The 15,460-nt window shown below is 48.1% G+C and carries 13 protein-coding genes; 8 read left to right on the plus strand and 5 right to left on the minus strand.

All coding sequences use genetic code 11. From position 1 onward, the window contains the following. Positions 1 to 76 precede the first annotated feature (76 nt). A complete protein-coding gene (locus EWA64_RS16560; protein ID WP_061896129.1) occupies positions 77 to 1,780 on the plus strand; it encodes an AMP-binding protein in 1,704 nt (567 codons plus the stop codon). Between the two features lie 184 nt (positions 1,781 to 1,964). Beyond that, positions 1,965 to 2,414: an HIT family protein gene (locus EWA64_RS16565; protein ID WP_061896128.1), complete on the plus strand. Its 450-nt coding sequence runs from the start codon at positions 1,965 to 1,967 to the stop codon at positions 2,412 to 2,414. 196 nt (positions 2,415 to 2,610) lie between these two features. Here EWA64_RS16565 and EWA64_RS16570 read toward each other — a convergent pair whose 3' ends face one another. Then, positions 2,611 to 3,459 (minus strand): GlyGly-CTERM sorting domain-containing protein, encoded by an 849-nt coding sequence (locus tag EWA64_RS16570; RefSeq protein WP_139045751.1) that lies wholly within the window; start codon positions 3,457 to 3,459, stop codon positions 2,611 to 2,613. A 140-nt stretch (positions 3,460 to 3,599) separates the two neighbouring features. Here EWA64_RS16570 and EWA64_RS16575 point away from each other — a divergent pair, with 140 nt between their 5' ends. The 5 genes from EWA64_RS16575 to EWA64_RS16595 all read left to right on the plus strand — a co-directional run bounded on the left by EWA64_RS16575 (position 3,600) and on the right by EWA64_RS16595 (position 9,599). Then, positions 3,600 to 4,223 (plus strand): STAS domain-containing protein, encoded by a 624-nt coding sequence (locus tag EWA64_RS16575; protein WP_139045750.1) that lies wholly within the window; start codon positions 3,600 to 3,602, stop codon positions 4,221 to 4,223. A 26-nt stretch (positions 4,224 to 4,249) separates the two neighbouring features. Next, positions 4,250 to 4,987, plus strand: coding sequence for a hypothetical protein (locus tag EWA64_RS16580; RefSeq protein WP_061896125.1), 738 nt, complete (start codon positions 4,250 to 4,252; stop codon positions 4,985 to 4,987). A gap of 81 nt (positions 4,988 to 5,068) precedes the next feature. Continuing rightward, positions 5,069 to 6,052, plus strand: a complete 984-nt coding sequence (locus tag EWA64_RS16585) for a zinc-dependent alcohol dehydrogenase family protein (protein ID WP_139045749.1) — start codon at positions 5,069 to 5,071, stop codon at positions 6,050 to 6,052. Positions 6,053 to 6,246: 194 nt separating this feature from the next. After that, positions 6,247 to 8,223 (plus strand): methyl-accepting chemotaxis protein, encoded by a 1,977-nt coding sequence (locus EWA64_RS16590; protein WP_061896124.1) that lies wholly within the window; start codon positions 6,247 to 6,249, stop codon positions 8,221 to 8,223. A gap of 8 nt (positions 8,224 to 8,231) precedes the next feature. Next, positions 8,232 to 9,599: an ABC transporter substrate-binding protein gene (locus EWA64_RS16595; RefSeq protein WP_061896123.1), complete on the plus strand. Its 1,368-nt coding sequence runs from the start codon at positions 8,232 to 8,234 to the stop codon at positions 9,597 to 9,599. A 106-nt stretch (positions 9,600 to 9,705) separates the two neighbouring features. Here the strand turns inward: EWA64_RS16595 and EWA64_RS16600 are convergent, their stop codons facing one another. The 3 genes from EWA64_RS16600 to EWA64_RS16610 all read right to left on the minus strand — a co-directional run bounded on the left by EWA64_RS16600 (position 9,706) and on the right by EWA64_RS16610 (position 12,270). Then, positions 9,706 to 11,340, minus strand: a complete 1,635-nt coding sequence (locus EWA64_RS16600; protein WP_061896122.1) for a methyl-accepting chemotaxis protein — start codon at positions 11,338 to 11,340, stop codon at positions 9,706 to 9,708. Positions 11,341 to 11,575: 235 nt separating this feature from the next. Then, positions 11,576 to 11,827 (minus strand): DUF2999 family protein, encoded by a 252-nt coding sequence (locus EWA64_RS16605; protein ID WP_039441738.1) that lies wholly within the window; start codon positions 11,825 to 11,827, stop codon positions 11,576 to 11,578. A 194-nt stretch (positions 11,828 to 12,021) separates the two neighbouring features. Next, positions 12,022 to 12,270: a DUF3297 family protein gene (locus tag EWA64_RS16610; RefSeq protein ID WP_039441740.1), complete on the minus strand. Its 249-nt coding sequence runs from the start codon at positions 12,268 to 12,270 to the stop codon at positions 12,022 to 12,024. Between the two features lie 211 nt (positions 12,271 to 12,481). Here EWA64_RS16610 and EWA64_RS16615 point away from each other — a divergent pair, with 211 nt between their 5' ends. Next, positions 12,482 to 12,892, plus strand: coding sequence for a hypothetical protein (locus tag EWA64_RS16615; protein ID WP_230856410.1), 411 nt, complete (start codon positions 12,482 to 12,484; stop codon positions 12,890 to 12,892). 45 nt (positions 12,893 to 12,937) lie between these two features. Here EWA64_RS16615 and EWA64_RS16620 read toward each other — a convergent pair whose 3' ends face one another. Then, on the minus strand, positions 12,938 to 15,415 hold the full coding sequence (locus tag EWA64_RS16620) for an EAL domain-containing protein (protein WP_061896121.1): 2,478 nt from the start codon (positions 15,413 to 15,415) through the stop codon (positions 12,938 to 12,940). Between the last annotated feature and the right edge of the window lie 45 nt (positions 15,416 to 15,460).

A 15,460-nucleotide genomic window follows, 5' to 3' on the forward strand; every position in this document is an offset into this window, starting at 1 on the left:
CAGCTCTGATTTCCATCGTTTATGACGCATCATTGCAATGGAACGGCAACCTCAAACGACTAAGGAAGGGTTACTCATGAGCAATTACCGCACGCCTTTAGACCAGTTGAAAATCAACGTTAAGCAACATCCTGATAAAGTCTGGCTACATCAACCCGTTGATCGACAATGGTTTACCTACACTTGGCTAGAGGCGGACACGACCGCCAGAAAGGTTGCTAAAGGGTTGCTTGATGCCGGGTTAGTGGCGGGCGATAAAGTGTCGATCATCGCTAAAAACTCGGCAGAGTGGTACATCTGTGATTTGGCTATCATGATGGCTGGGCTTATCAGTGTACCTATCTACCCAACGGCCAGTGCGGACAACATCAAGTATGTGATTGAGCACAGTGGTGTTAAAGCCATGTTCATTGGCAAACTCGATGATAGTAAAGAGCTTTGCCAAGCCTTACCCGATTCTTTAATCACCATCGCTATGCCGAGTGCCAAAGTTGATTGTCAGCTGGACTGGCATGCATGGTTGTCAAAACTAGAGCCGCTTGCAGAGGTCAATACGCCTACGCTCAGCGATACTTTCTCCATCATCTACACTTCCGGCAGTACCGGTTTGGCAAAAGGCGTTCTGCTCAGTTATTTAAATGTGGCATCCTCTGCCATTTCTGGCAGTGAAATCTTTTTCCAGTCAGAGGCGACACGTGTGATGTCTTATTTACCTTTAGCGCACATCACAGAACGCTGCGTGGTTGAACTGCCTTCGATCTACAATCCTGCGGAAGTCTTTTTTACCGAGTCCATCGATACCTTCATTGACGACGTTAAGTACGCTCGTCCAACGGCTTTTCTGTCCGTACCGAGACTGTGGACGAAATTTCAGTCGAAAATATTGGCAAAAATGCCGAACAATCGTTTGCAACTGCTGCTCAAAATTCCCTTTGTTGGTCAGCTTGTGGCAAGAAAGATACGCGAAAATTTAGGGCTGCAAGAGTGCGTACTATTTGGCTCTGGCAGTGCGCCTATCTCTCCTGAGGTCCTGCTTTGGTTCCACAAAATTGGCATCAGTATTGGTGAAGGTTGGGGGATGACTGAAAGCTCAGGTCTGTCATGCAGCAACGTGCCGTTTGATTTTAATCACCTAGGTACCATTGGTACGCCGCAACCTTGTGTCGAAATGAAGTTATCGGCCGAAGGGGAAGTGTTGATTAAAGGCGATGCCGTGTTTTCCACGTACTACAACAACGAAGAAGCGACGCAAGCCGCCTTTGAAGATGGTTGGTTTAAAACCGGAGACAAAGCGGAGTTGAAGGCGGACGGTTCTTGGAAAATTATTGGTCGGGTGAAAGAGCAGTTTAAAACCAGCAAAGGCAAGTACGTCTCGCCGGTACCCATTGAAAGTAGCTTAGGACGAAATCCGGACATCGAGCAGGTGTGCGTGATTGGCGTTGGTCGAAAACAACCGATCGCACTTATTGTGTTGGGAGAAGGCACTCATGGGCATACCTCTCAGGTAAGAAAAGAGCTTAAGGATACGTTAATAAAGGTCAACCAAGAGCTTGAAGCGCATGAAAAGCTGGATCACTTAATCGTGGTGGAAGAGCCTTGGAGCATCGAAAACGGCCTGCTTACCCCAACGTTGAAACTGAAAAGAGATCAAATTGAGCAACGTTACCATCACTTACTCAGTTTAAATTTGCCCTATAAAGTGATTTTAGAGAGCAAAATCAAAGATGTAGATGAGCACTCTAAACCTGTCTATGCCAAGCGAGTTTCGGTGGGCGCTTAACTCAGTCGCAACTCTAAAAATAGAGTTCACTAAAAATAGAGTTTATCCTGCCAGTTGTGGCCAAAAGGGCGCTATCGATTAGTATGGTTGCTGTGACCTTTGACCCTTGCCGATGAGATGAACAGCAGCGGAAAGTTGGACCGCCGAGCGATAACCGAACAGTTAACAGCCAAGGAGTAGCGCTTTGCCAAGTAGTGACGCATGCATCATTTGCGCTATTAATAGCGACAACTTACAACACTATCGGATTGCTGAGCAAAATGGGTTAAAAGCCGTACTCGACATCTTCCCGATAGCCGAAGGTCATGTGCTGATTCTAAGCCGCAGCCACGCCTCTCATCTTGAGCAACTCTCTGCCGAAGAACACGCAGAGCTGTTTCAGTTTGCGCATCAAATCGGCAAGAAGATGTTTGAGGTGCTGGATGACGTGAGTGATTACACACTGGTGGTTAATAATGGCCGCGACGCTGGGCAACACATACCGCACGTACACATTCACCTGATCCCTCGCCGCAAAGGCGATAGCCTGGGCTTTTATTGGCGCTTAATGACTCGATTTATCAATCCAGTGAGCCCATTGAGCGCCAAAACGCGTCTCGCGCAAATGCATCTACGCTGGATTAACGCAGGGTAAGAGTTTGGCTGTGTAAGAAACGCGAGCAAGCGGTAAAGCGGTAAAGCTCCCCGTTTAGTCACCGATGGTGAGTCAGTAGTTTTGACCGCAGCTAAGTCTACTCTCTTTCTTACGGAGTGAAACAAGATTATGATGTTCCATTAACTAAGAAAACCCCGAACATGTATATGAGCGGGGTTTCCTTTAAAGTAAGCTCTTAATGAATGGCGTACTTACGGCGGAACATTAAAGCTGCAGCAATTAGTATGCTCCAGATAGAGATACTGCCGCCACCGCCGCCTGTGGAGGAATCTCTAGAGGTGTCTTGTGCATCGTTACCGCCGTTACTATCGTTACTATCGTTACCGCCGTTACTATCGTTACTATCGTTACCGCCGTTACTATCGTTACCGCCGTTACTATCGTTGATGGAAATATTGTAGTAGTTGATGATGTCGGGGTTGCGGGTTCCTAGGTAGTCTACAGTTCTAAAGTTCGTCATCTTTAGCTCTGGCATCTCCACCACGTTGACACTACGAAGAAGCATAGAGCTTATCATAACATAGCCTGCAGGATGGAAAGCTATCTGAGCTTTTATATCGTTTTCGATAAATTTGATCTCATTACCTTGCATATCTACAACAAGAACGTCGGTACTGTTACTTCTCTCAAATGCTAGCATGTTATCCGCTAGTGAAAATGTCAAATCAGCTCTGTTACTGGCTGGCGCATCAAACAATACTGTACCATCTTGATCTGTGATCGTAGTGTTTGGATGCTCATAAGTAACATTAAGCTTATGAGTCAGCTTTGGAACATCGTCAATAGTGTCAAATTTTCCGCCAGTGTTAGGATCGATTAAAATATACTCTTCACTGTCAGTCTCTTGACAACGAAAGTAGCCAACTTCACCTATGCATGATTGAAAAGCTTGTTCTCTTAACACTGTTAGTTGGGCGTCGAACTCAAGTAGTTTACCAACGCGTTTGTCATAAAATACAAATGTCCCATTGTTTGTGACGATTCCTCTAGGCACATATTCGTCTGATAAGGCGCGAGTAGACAAAACTTTTTGGTCATAGTCAATTGCTGCGAGAGCTTGGTCTTTTCTGTTATAGAACCATAGATCTTTATTTGGTGCAGCAGCTATCCAGTCTAAGTTTGCCTTATCTGCTTGGGCAAGAACGAGAAAAAGGCAGCCATAGCATGAGTGGTTATCACTCGTTTGAGCTCTGTGACTTGGCGGCTGTATACGGCAACTTGCTCATCCATAAACAGCCGATGGATTTATACTTCAAGCCGCTGCCGAACGGATTTCAAAATCGCGTTCTCCGCGTCGCGCCAGATATCTTGCCGCAGGATTCCATCGTGATTGAGTCGGTATCGATTGATGGCCAGCCTTATGACAAGTTTGATGCCAAGGCATTAACCGTCGACTTGCCGCAGTCGGACAGCCGTTTATCGGTAAAAGTCAGACTCACGCCAACCAGCGGCGTCGATCACTTTAAAGTGCAGGTCGAGAAACAAGCGGAGGCGTGTGTGGTACGTCTATCCGGCGCTTTTGATGAGCGCGCTATCCCGATTTTTAGTCAGTATGTCGGTGACATGGAGGGCAGCAGCCGTTTGGTAATGGAATGCAGTCAACTGGATTCCATTTGCCCGGCGGCGATCCGCGAGATCCTGTTTATCAAACAGAAGTTGTCGATAGACGAACGTCTGTGTTTTGTTGCGGTGAATGAGTCTGTGCAGAAGTCGCTACAAAACAGTGAGATTTTTAGTGAAATCGAACTCTACTCTTCATTGGATCAGGCGCTAAGCGCAAAACGTTAATCGCACAGGCGAGTAAAGGAGATGCTATGGCCGTATCCAAACTTGTGACTTTTCGTCGCTGGCTAATTGGTTGGATAAAAAATCCTTGGGTGGATATGGTCATTGGCATTTTTGTCTTAATCACCGCAATACTTGAGTTCGCGGTCGAAGAGACGCATCAATTGAGTGGAGCAAAAGGGCTGTTCTTACTTGGAAGCTGGGTGGTGCTTAAGGCAACGTTAAGGCTGCTTGAAAGTGTCGACCTTCTGGTGGATTCAGCTCAGCATTTCTATAAAAAAGAGAAGCCGCGATTTTTACTCAGATTCAACTTTATTGCTCTGATTCATATCATGATCGCCATATTGCTGGTGGTGATTGGCGTCAGTGAAGCGATTCAGGAATTTGATAGTGAAGTGGCGCTTAGCCAAGTTTGGCACTGGAACTTAGTGTTGGTGGGGGCGATGATCATGGCCAAGACCACGGGAGAGTTGATGGACGCCATCTACTTTGCCAGTAAAGCGGCAAAAAAAACCATGGCGCGCACCGCGCAGCAGGCCATTCGCTGGTTGCGATTCCCGAGGATGGAATTGGCCATGGCGTTTATGGTGCTGTTTATTTCGGCTTGGGAGCAGTTGCTCCGGCCTGGCGTCTTGCATCTCGGGCCACAGCATGGATTAGCTTTTTATGCGTTGGTGCATATCACTCGCTTCTTTGCCTCAATGGCAGAAACGACCGATTTGATTTATCTCTCTGAAAGTGAAAGCCACTACCCTCACGAAGATTAGCCAAAGTGTGCTGAGAACATTTGACGGCGCTCATGAGCTGACGTTATAACGCTTGCACTATTTCTAAGCTGCACGTAAGCCATGATGATAAACACCCGAGTTAAGCAATGTTGTTTTGGTCCGGCCAAAGAGTCCTTAACGCTCGAAGAGGTTGAGCTTCAACCGCTTGAGGCAGGCAAAATCCGCGTTCAAATTGAAGCGACCAACATCAACCCTAGTGATCTACTTTCGATTCAAGGTGTCGGGCAGTATCGTCGTGTGCATGTTCCGCCACGAGTACCTGGCTTCGAAGCAGTTGGGAGAATTGTGGATATTGGAATAAGCGACAGTGAGTTTCTTCTTGGGCAAAAAGTGCTGGTGGCGATGGGAGGCACGTGGCAGCAATATGTCGATGCAGCGCCCGACAATCTCTTTTTACTGCCACCGTCACTGGACAACGGCTACGCGTGTCAGCTTTACATTAATGCACTTACCGCTTGGGTTATCACGCAGAAGGTAGCGCAATTGAGCCAAAAGGATGTGGTGATAGTGAACGCGGCAGGCTCTGCGATAGGTAAAATATATGCTCAGCTTTCACGTTCGCTCGGTTTTCGCTTGATTGCGGTCACATCAAATCCACAGCACTACCCCTACCAGAATCTTGCCGTTCTCAATGCCAATCAAGACCTCAATTCGCAGATCCAAACCCGCGGTTTGCCCACGCCGACGGTGGCTTTCGATGCGATTGGTGGTCAGGCTGGCACGGCTTTGGCTCATACGCTTGGCCGTAAAGCACAATTTATCAATTACGGCACACTTTCACTCACGCCTTATGACAACGTATTCTTCCAATGTATCAAACAGCGGGAGATCAATTTCAGTACTTTTTTCCTGCGCTATTGGGAAGAGTCGGTTGGGAAAGTCGTAAGAAAAGAAGTCTTTGCCGAGATGTTAGCGCATTTTCTAACCCAGCATATTGCCCTTGATATCGAGCGTAAGCTGCCATTAGCTAAATTTCAAAGCGCGATCGAATCGATTGAAAACCCAGCGAACAGGCGACAAGGTAAGATCATTCTGACGTTGTAAGTCTTGCCTGAGGTATTGCTCATTTCACGACAAAATCTTTGCTGTTGGCTAAGCAAAGACTTCCGTTTTCTTCACACCTTACCCGATACCCGACTGCAACACTAAACATCACAAATCGTGATGCCTGTTGCACCACCTGCGCGAATCGGGGCTATGTTTAATCTATCTACTCATTCATCAACGAGGATATGTACATGGGCTTATCTATCGTACAGCGGATTATCGCTGGATTCGTGTTGATGCTCCTGTTGTTGATCTTATTGGGCGTCATCAGTACGTTTAAAATTCAAGGCATTAATGATGGTTTGTCTCAAGTTACCGATAAGGCGACGCCTTTAGTGGTATCGGTGGCAGGGCTTAAAGAAGCGTTACAAGAGAGTAACCGTTGGGTGCTTGAGTTTCGCACCAGCGAAGATGCGAACGAATTACCGCAACTTTCGAGTCGCTTTCAAGACCAGCAAGCTCGTTTTCGGCAACTGAGCCAAGAGATGAACAAACTGGCTTCAGAAGAAAGCCAAACCCAGTTCCAACAGGTGCTCAAAGCGACCGATCAATTCTACGCGCAAGCCGACCAAGTGTTGGCGAAACATGGTGAATGGGTCAATACCTTGTTGCAGCGCCGAGAGCTGGAAATTGCCTTTATTCGTTTAGAAGACACCTATCAATGGGCGGCGGACTTGCTGTTACAACAGAGTGCTAGCCAACGCTCAATGCGTAATAAAGCGGAGCTGATTACCTCGGGGATTGCTCGTGATTTGAAAAACATCCGTCGCGCCGATGCCAAAACCGATCTCAATGAGCTGGAAAAAGTGCTCAGTAAAGATATCGAAATGGCGCGCAAACGGCTCGAACGGGTGCTGGTGGCGGACGATGTCAAGGCGCGCTATGTGGCAAACCTGAACCGTTTGCAAGAGCTGGCGCTTGGGCAGCAAGGTTTGCTGGCAACCATGCGCAAAGCGCAACAGCTTGAAAACGATCTCGTGAGCCAAAACCAACAGGTTGATGCAAGCCTAGCCAATAGCCTTTCAAAGCTAGATGAAATGGCGCAATCGGCGGGCAGAATCGCAGAGCAAAGTCGCGTGCTCGCGGATGCGGCGGTAAGCAGTGCCAATTTCTGGATCATGGCGGTGTCTGCCATTTCTGCAGCGGTGGCACTGGTTATTGGCTACACCACCGCGCTCAGCATTCAAAGACCATTGCAGAAAATCAACAGTGAGTTGGCCTACATGGCCAAAGGCGATATGACGCGCCGAATCAATTATCAGACCCGCTGTGAGTTTGGCGAGCTGTCCCGTTCTATCGATATTTTGGCCGACAAAACCGGTGAATTGTTGTCGCAAATTAACGCCGGATCGCGCCACTTGGTGGAAGAAGCGAGCCGTTCGGCAGAAATAAGTGAACGGGCGATGGCGCGCGTGCAAGAGCAAAAGAGCCAGACCGATCAGGTCGCGGCTGCCATTACTGAGCTTGAAGTGAGTGCCACCGAGGTTGCGCGTTCGACCGATGGCGCGAAAGATGAGGTGGATCGCGCTGATGCCGAAGCTAAGAATGGTCGGCAGAAAGTCGCGACTACACGACGCATTACCGAGCAGCTTGCAATCGATATGGAGTCTGCCGTCGGCATTACCCACAAACTGGGCGAGTTTAGCAACAACATTGGCAGTATCTTGGATGTGATTCGCGGTATCGCCGAGCAAACCAATTTATTGGCCTTGAACGCCGCGATTGAGGCTGCTCGCGCGGGCGATGCCGGACGCGGTTTTGCTGTGGTGGCTGATGAAGTGCGTGCGCTGGCCACTCGCACGCAAACCTCGACCGAAGAGATCCAAAATATGATCGAGAACTTGCAGCAATCCAGTAAAGAAGTAGTGGAAGTGATGGGCCGCAGCCAAGAGCAAACGCGGACCTGCGTGGAGCAAACGCGAGAAATGGACAGCGCATTGCAGTCGATTGCGGATCGCATGAGTGCGATTAAAGAGATGGCCGATCAAGTCGCACACGCGGCGCAAGAGCAGATTTTGGTTAGTCAGAGCGTCGCCCACCACGTGACAGGCATCTCGGAAGTGGCGCATGAAACTGAACGGGAAGCGAGAGAATCGGCTACCAGCAGTGAAGTGTTGGCCGATCTGGCGGCGAAACAGCAACAACTCATTGCACATTTCAAGGTTTAGGAGGGCTTATGACCAACAAGTGGATTGGAGCGTTGAGTCTCCTGTTTTGTAGCCAATTGATGGCAAGTGAACTGGTGATCGAAAGCTGGCGTGGTGATGATAAAGCGTTGTGGGAGCAAAAAATCATCCCGGCCTTTGAAGCGGTTCACCCTGACATCAAGGTTAAATTTCATCCGGTGCAGAACGTCAACTACATGCCGACCCTGTGGCAAAACCTCAAGGCAGGTAAAGCGGGTGACTTAATCACCTGTCGCCCGTTTGATGACTCATTAGCGCTGTTTAAAGCGGGGCATCTTGCTGAGTTGACCGAAATGGCAGGGATGGAAAACTTCCCCAGTTTTGCCCAAGCACCATGGCAAACCGACTCCGGAGCGCAGACCTTCTGTGTGCCGATGGCATCGGTGATTCATGGTTTCTTTTACAACAAAACCATCTTTAACCAGTTGGGTTTGAGTGTGCCACAAACACGCGATCAGTTCTTTGCGGTGCTGGATAAAGTGAAAGCCGATGGCCGTTATGTGCCGCTATCTATGAGCGGTTCAGAAAGCTGGGTTTCCTCTGAGCTCGGTTTTCAAAATATCGGCCCCAACTACTGGAAGGGAGAAGATGGCCGCTTGGCGCTGATTAATGGTCAGGAACGTTTGGACGATCCGCAATACGTTGAAGTATTTGAAGAACTGGCCCGTTGGCGCAAATATCTTGGTTCGGGGGGCGAAAGTCGCGATTATGGCACCAGTAACGAGCTGTTCACCTCAGGAAAAGCGGCGTTTTATGTCGCGGGTTCGTGGGAAATTGCCCCTTTCACTGGCAAGGTGGACTTTGGCGTAATGCGCCCACCGGTGGCAAAAGCGGGCGAAGGTTGTTTTTTTACTGACCATACCGACATCGGCATGGGGATGAATCCGGCGAGCAAAAATCCGCAAGCGGCGAAAGCGTTCTTGCAATGGCTGACTACTCCTCAGTTTGCCGAGCTTTATACCAACTCGCTTCCCGGTTTCTTCTCGCTTTCAAACCATTTCTTTGATGTCACCAACCCTGCGGCAAGGGAGATGATGGAGTGGCGCGATCAGTGTGATTCCACCATTCGCGTGGCGACGCAAATTCTCTCGCGCGGCACGCCCAAGTTGGGCGATGAACTGGCCGAGGTAAGCCAAGCGGTGTTGCTTGGCAAAATGGCACCGAAAGCGGCGGCTGAGCGTTTAGAAGCTGGACTGCAAGGTTGGTACGCACCCCATCAAAACATGCCAGAGAAAGAGCCAAGTTGTCAGTGTGTTGAGGCCAAGTCGAACGTAATGCCCGCTGATGCCATGGCTTTACAGGAGTCCCAAATGAGTACTTTGTTTGAGGAGCCGAGTGAGGCGACGATTGAGAACTGAGTAAGCGTTATGCTTCTGCCTCCATAGAAAAATACGCCAATGATGGACAATGAAATGCAAAGGGGAGGATCAAATGATCCTCCCCTTTGATTTTGCTATTTTGCGACTAGCGCAGCTTAAATCTCTGGACGGTATTTTGCAGTTGGTTCGCCAACTGGCTCAATTCGACGCAGGATTGCGCGGCGCAAGAAGAGCCTTGTGCAACATGTTTGGCGGATTCATTAATGCGCTCGATGTTGCGGCTCAGCTCTTCAGTGACTGAATCTTGCTCACCACATGCGCTGGCGATCTGGATGGTCATATCGGCAATTTGGCCGCTTTGCTGGCGAATTTGTTCAATTGCCTGTTGTGTTTCTTGGCTTTGCTGCACACTCGTTTGGATCAAGTGGCTGCTGTTTGTGGTCGCTTGGCGTGCTTTTTCTGCGCAGCTTTGCAGATTTTGAATGATTTCAACAATATCGCCTGTCGATTGCTGGGTTTTTCCTGCGAGAGCGCGAACTTCATCTGCGACTACAGCAAAACCGCGACCTTGTTCACCGGCACGAGCCGCTTCAATCGCTGCGTTCAGTGCCAACAGATTGGTTTGATCGGCAATATTACTGATCACATCCACCACCATGTTAATCTGCTGTGCTTGTGTTTCCAGTTCTAGTACACGCTGTTCGGCTTGGCTAATTTCTTGATTAACCTGCTGAATAGACTCAGCTACCGTGCGCATTTGCTGTGAGCCTAAATTGGCGTGCTGGCTACTTTCACGAGACGAATCTGAGGTGGATTCGGTATTTCGAGCCACCTCAGCTACGGTAGATTTCATTTCCGCCATGGCAGTGGCGATTTGCATCACCTCTTCTTGCTGGATCTGCATCGCCTGAGAGGTTTGCTCGGAGACGGCACTCACTTCATCGACCGCATGAGAAAGCTGTGTCGCGCTGGTGATGATTTCTTCAACCATCACGCGCAAATTGTTTTGCATGGTGTGGCACGCATCGGCCAGTTCGCCAAGTTCATCTTGGCCAAAATGTTGGCGATCTAATTGGTAGGCTAAGTTGCCATCGGCAATGGCGTTTGCTTGAGTGACCACTTGCTGCAAAGGGCGGCAAATAAGATTGGTTAGCATCCAAGTGATAACACTCATAAAGCCGACCAGTAATGCCATGCCAATTAGGGAAAACTGGCTAATCGTGCTGATCAGTGAAACCAGCTCATTGCGGTTTCTATCTACATAAGTGAGATTGAGTTTTAGCAGCTCGTCAATCGCGACTTCCAACTTTTCAAATGTCGCGAGTGAGCGTTGCAGATCTTGCTGTGCTTTCGATTTCTCGGCTTGCATGATGTCATTGTTGAAAGAACCCAACTGATTGAGGTAGTCCTGCCACAGTGTTTTGACGGGAGTAAAAATTCGGCGTTCATTGTCAGTCCAGATGCTGCTTTCGTAGTGGCGCAGATCGGCCTCAATTTTTTGATAACGCTCATTCATCCAGTGAATATCTTCGGCGATTTCACTGGCATCGGTTGAAGTAAGCAGACTGATTTGCGCGCGTCGTACGGAAGACATGTTGTACTTAATTCCATCGACAACCAGCATTGCAGGCAACGTATCGTCGGTCAGATTAAGCACATCGCTGTTGATTGTGTTGAGCGAACGGTAAACATAGCCGCCAAACACTAAAATCGTAATAGCGACGGCACCTAATGCAACGGCAATTTTTTTACCTATTGGTAGATTCTTAAATAAGGACATAGGGAGTCGGTGACCTCAAAATAAAGCGAATTGGTCACGTCCGTGTGTAAAAAGATGCTTTCCGAATTGCGAGACAGCAGCACCTAGACGAGGTACTGAGTTAAGTGGGGCGGAGTATAGCACTAATGAGTGAGATGAACAGAATTTATGTGATTCTGGTCACGAATTGTAGGGCAAGAAAGAGGAGTGGCAGGCCGCAGAGTTTGTATACGCTTCTGCGGCCAAAATACGCAAATTACGACTGCAATTTCGCTTTTGCTTCTTCGACTTTAGAAAAATCAAGGCCAAGCTCTTCCACCGCTTCTTTGATCAGAGCCGGGTTTTGCATCACTTGCGCCATCAGCGCTTGCAACTGCTCTTGAGGCAAACCGAGCTGGGAGATGGTCATCATCGCGGCGAGCGGGTTTTGTGTTAGTGCTTGGAAAAGCTCGTTAATCTGCTCATCGCCAATATTATTTTCTTTCAACATCGCCAGAATTGGGTTCATCACATTTCCTTTTAATCGATACACGAAATAGACAGGCAGTTTAGCACTTGGTTAAACAGGGGTGAACTGGCAAAGGCGCGTTTTATTGCCGCTACCATTGATTACTGTGAATAGTCATAGATCGGACGAAACCGTAGAAAAAGAAAAGCCGACGCAAGCATCGACTTTTTATGTTGTCAGCGAAACCGATGAAGTTACACGTAGTAAGCTTCAACCGTGCCTTTCAGTTGAATCAGCATTGGGTTGCCGTAGCGATCTTTTGCTTTTGGCGATGGAATTTTAACCCAACCTTCGCTGATGCAGTACTCTTCAACATCAGTACGCTCTTTGCCGTTAAAACGGATACCGATCTGGTGTTCGAAACACTCTTTAATAAAGAATGGGCTGCGTGGATTACCCGCTAGGCGATCCGGTAGGGCTGGTTTTGCCGTAGTGTCGTTCATGTTTTTTGACCTAAAGTCGCTAAAAAGTGCGTCATTGTAGACAGAGCCAGCGCGCTGTTCAAGTGAAGTCGCTAGCGCTGTTACAAGCTGAAAGCGCTGGGCAACCGTGGCTTGTTTGATTTTGCTTAACCTCAATTCACCAACTTTTGACAGTCAGCGACAAGCTGAGCAGGTAAGCTCGGTTTCTGGCAAACAAGGAATATCTGAGATTATGTTAAGAAAATACATTGCGTTGTTGTGTTTATTCTCCGCCTCGAGCGTTCAGGCCGCTGATGACTGTCAGGTGACGATTGAGCGCTTGCATGATGTGGTTCAAGGTTATCAAGTCCAAGAGAACGAGGATGGCAAGCGATCAAGCGTTGCACAAAATCCACCGCTTCGCTGCGCAGAAATCACCATCACTTCGACATCTCGCAAAGAAAAAATCGCTATTTGGCTACGTGAGCACATTGAAGCGACCTTAATTGATGGGCGTGAATTGGTCGCAAGTCAGCTCAACTTTAAAAAAGATGACGTAAAGGCGGGCTACATTACCTTTCGCCCACAACAAGCGGTTTGGGCGTATGTCTGTTTCAGTGAAGATGCCACGCCAATCGCCAGTATAGAGTGTGAGTTGGATTGATTGTGAAGGTCATTGGGTTCTCAAGAAGGCAAGCTTAAGCTTGCTTCACACCTTCACATAGTTCACATTCTCTACCAATGTGCGCAGCGTGTCATAAGTGACTGGGCGAGAGAACAAAAAGCCTTGGCCTAGTTCGCACTCTAACTCATGCAGAAGCTTTTCTTCATGTGCAGTTTCAATGCCTTCGGCAACGAGTGTTAAGCCCAGTGATTTGGCCAGATGAACGACAGTTTTTACAATGTTGAAACTCTGCTCATCTTTGGTCATATCCCGAACAAATGCCCTATCGATTTTCAGCTCATCGATTGGGAAGGCTTTGAGATAAGAGAGGCTTGAGTAGCCAGTGCCGAAATCGTCGATAGAAATGGACACACCCAGTGTTTTAATGCTCAACAGTATATTTCTGGTGGTTTCGAAGTCATTCATTAAGGCGCTCTCGGTGACTTCCAACTCCAACAAGTGGCTAGGTAACTGAGTTTCTTGAAGAACAGCGCTGACCTCGTTGGCAAAGCCGGGGTTGGCGAACTGTTTCGCCGCGACATTGACAGAAAAGCGTGTAGGCATGCCGTCGTCGAGCATCTGCTTTGCCATGCGGCAACTTTTCATCATCACTTGCAAGCCGAGCTGGTTGATAAGGCCGGTTTCTTCGGCGATTGGGATAAAATCGAGTGGTGAGATCAGGCTGTCATTGGTATCTCTTAACCTAACCAGTGCTTCACAACCGACAATAGCGTGGTCTTGCAGGTTGTACTGCGGCTGGAATAGCACCTCCAGTGCATTACGCTCAATCGCCTGTCTGAGCTGAATTTCAACGTGATGGCGATGAAGCAGTTCGGACTCTAAATCTTGCGAGAAGAAGCAGTGTTGCTGCTTACCCTGTTTCTTCGCCCGGTACATTGCCGTGTCTGCATAACGCAATAGCTTTTCTTCATTATCGGCATCATCGGGGTAGATGCTAATGCCGATGCTGGCGGTGATTCGATGGGCCGTACCGTTGATATAAAACGGATGATTGATGGCAAGCTGCAAATCAGTGGCAAAAGAGTCAATCGTGCCGAGATTGGAGACATTGGTGGCGATGATAATGAACTCATCTCCACCAGCTCTGGCTATGGTGAAATCAGGAAGACAGTGTTCCGCTAAGCGGGTAGCGAGTTTTTTGATCAGTAAATCTCCGACGTGGTGCCCTTGCGTATCGTTGATATATTTGAAGTTATCGATATCAATCAACAGCATCGCGAGACGCCGTTTTTGAATTTGTGTAATGCGCATGGCGTTATTGAGTCTATCGTGCAGTAGCACGCGATTGGGCAGATCAGTCAATTGATCGTGATTGGCTAAATGGCTCATTTTTACCGACATGGCAATCGTTTCACTCACATCGTGAAAAACAATAATAGCACCAATAACTTGGCCTTGATTGTTACGAATGGGGGCAGCAGAATCTTCCACCCGATACACTTTGTTGTCTCTTGAAGTGAGTTGGCAGTTCAATGCCATGGCGACGGTGCGCTGTTCTTTTAGCGCCAACAAGATTGGATTAAAACTCTTTTGTTCCGTGGTCGCATCGCACAACAGCATTATCTCTTCAATATGTTTGCCTTTGGCTTGTGCTTGCCGCCAACCTGTCATGCTTTCGGCGATTGGATTCATGAAGGTGATGTGTGCGTTAATATCAGTAGCAATGACGGCATCGCCAATAGAATTTAACGTAACGTTAAGCCACTCTTTTTCTTCGGTTAAGGCGAGTTGAGTATTGACGATATTGGTCATATCGACGGCGGTGACGATGTAGCCAGTTAATTTATCATCGGTAATACGTCGTTTCACATGGATATCTAAATGTTTGGTTCCCGCAACATAGGTATTGAGTTCATAGCGAAATACGAGATTATTCTGATCGTGCTGACAGCAAACTTCTCTGCGAATGCGCTGTGCGAGCGCTTCCGGCAAGATCATATCGATGTTTGCATTTGTTCCCAGCTCTTTGTCTGTGCCGAGACCAAACCAATTTTTGCTGTAGTCATTGCAAAAGCGCCTTTCCCACTGTGGTGACCAATAAGAGACGAAAATGGGTAGCTGGGTGAGTAAGTCTTGCAAATCGCCTTTGGCGACTGATAACGCATCGGATTGAACACGCAATTGCAGTTGATTCAGCACTCGTAAACGGCAGAGGCGCATGTCAATTGGTTTGGCAATAAAATCTACCGCTCCGTACTCAAACGATTGGTACTCCAGGTCGGTTTCGTTGTGCGAGGTGATAAAAATAACAGCGGTGTTGGCGGTGTCTGGATTTTCCAGTAACTGCTTACACAGGCTTAAGCCATTGAGCGTGGGCATCTCAATATCAAGAATCGTCACTTTTGGTAGGTGGACCGCAGCAAGATCAAGAGCTTGCAACGGATTGGTGGTAGAGATGATGCGTCCCAGACCACGCAGTGCTTCTTCCATTATGATCAAATTGGTTTGCTCGTCATCCACGATTAAAATGCTGACGTCAAATTGCGTATTACTTGATGACATATGCCGCCTGCCTTAGCTGAACTCGTCACGATTCATTTCGTTCTG

Origin of the sequence: Vibrio cidicii, assembly GCF_009665415.1 — a bacterium.
In the GTDB taxonomy this organism is placed as follows: domain Bacteria; phylum Pseudomonadota; class Gammaproteobacteria; order Enterobacterales; family Vibrionaceae; genus Vibrio; species Vibrio cidicii.

What these genes read in the sequence shown, in the direction of transcription:
- EWA64_RS16605 (WP_039441738.1), bottom strand. Translation starts at nt 11,827, where the DNA reads ATGAACCCAATTCTGGCGATGTTGAAAGAAAATAATATTGGCGATGAG.
- EWA64_RS16580 (WP_061896125.1), top strand. Translation starts at nt 4,250, where the DNA reads ATGGCCGTATCCAAACTTGTGACTTTTCGTCGCTGGCTAATTGGTTGG.
- EWA64_RS16615 (WP_230856410.1), top strand. Translation starts at nt 12,482, where the DNA reads ATGTTAAGAAAATACATTGCGTTGTTGTGTTTATTCTCCGCCTCGAGC.
- EWA64_RS16575 (WP_139045750.1), top strand. Translation starts at nt 3,600, where the DNA reads ATGAGTGGTTATCACTCGTTTGAGCTCTGTGACTTGGCGGCTGTATAC.
- EWA64_RS16600 (WP_061896122.1), bottom strand. Translation starts at nt 11,340, where the DNA reads ATGTCCTTATTTAAGAATCTACCAATAGGTAAAAAAATTGCCGTTGCA.
- EWA64_RS16595 (WP_061896123.1), top strand. Translation starts at nt 8,232, where the DNA reads ATGACCAACAAGTGGATTGGAGCGTTGAGTCTCCTGTTTTGTAGCCAA.
- EWA64_RS16560 (WP_061896129.1), top strand. Translation starts at nt 77, where the DNA reads ATGAGCAATTACCGCACGCCTTTAGACCAGTTGAAAATCAACGTTAAG.
- EWA64_RS16585 (WP_139045749.1), top strand. Translation starts at nt 5,069, where the DNA reads ATGATGATAAACACCCGAGTTAAGCAATGTTGTTTTGGTCCGGCCAAA.
- EWA64_RS16610 (WP_039441740.1), bottom strand. Translation starts at nt 12,270, where the DNA reads ATGAACGACACTACGGCAAAACCAGCCCTACCGGATCGCCTAGCGGGT.
- EWA64_RS16590 (WP_061896124.1), top strand. Translation starts at nt 6,247, where the DNA reads ATGGGCTTATCTATCGTACAGCGGATTATCGCTGGATTCGTGTTGATG.
- EWA64_RS16620 (WP_061896121.1), bottom strand. Translation starts at nt 15,415, where the DNA reads ATGTCATCAAGTAATACGCAATTTGACGTCAGCATTTTAATCGTGGAT.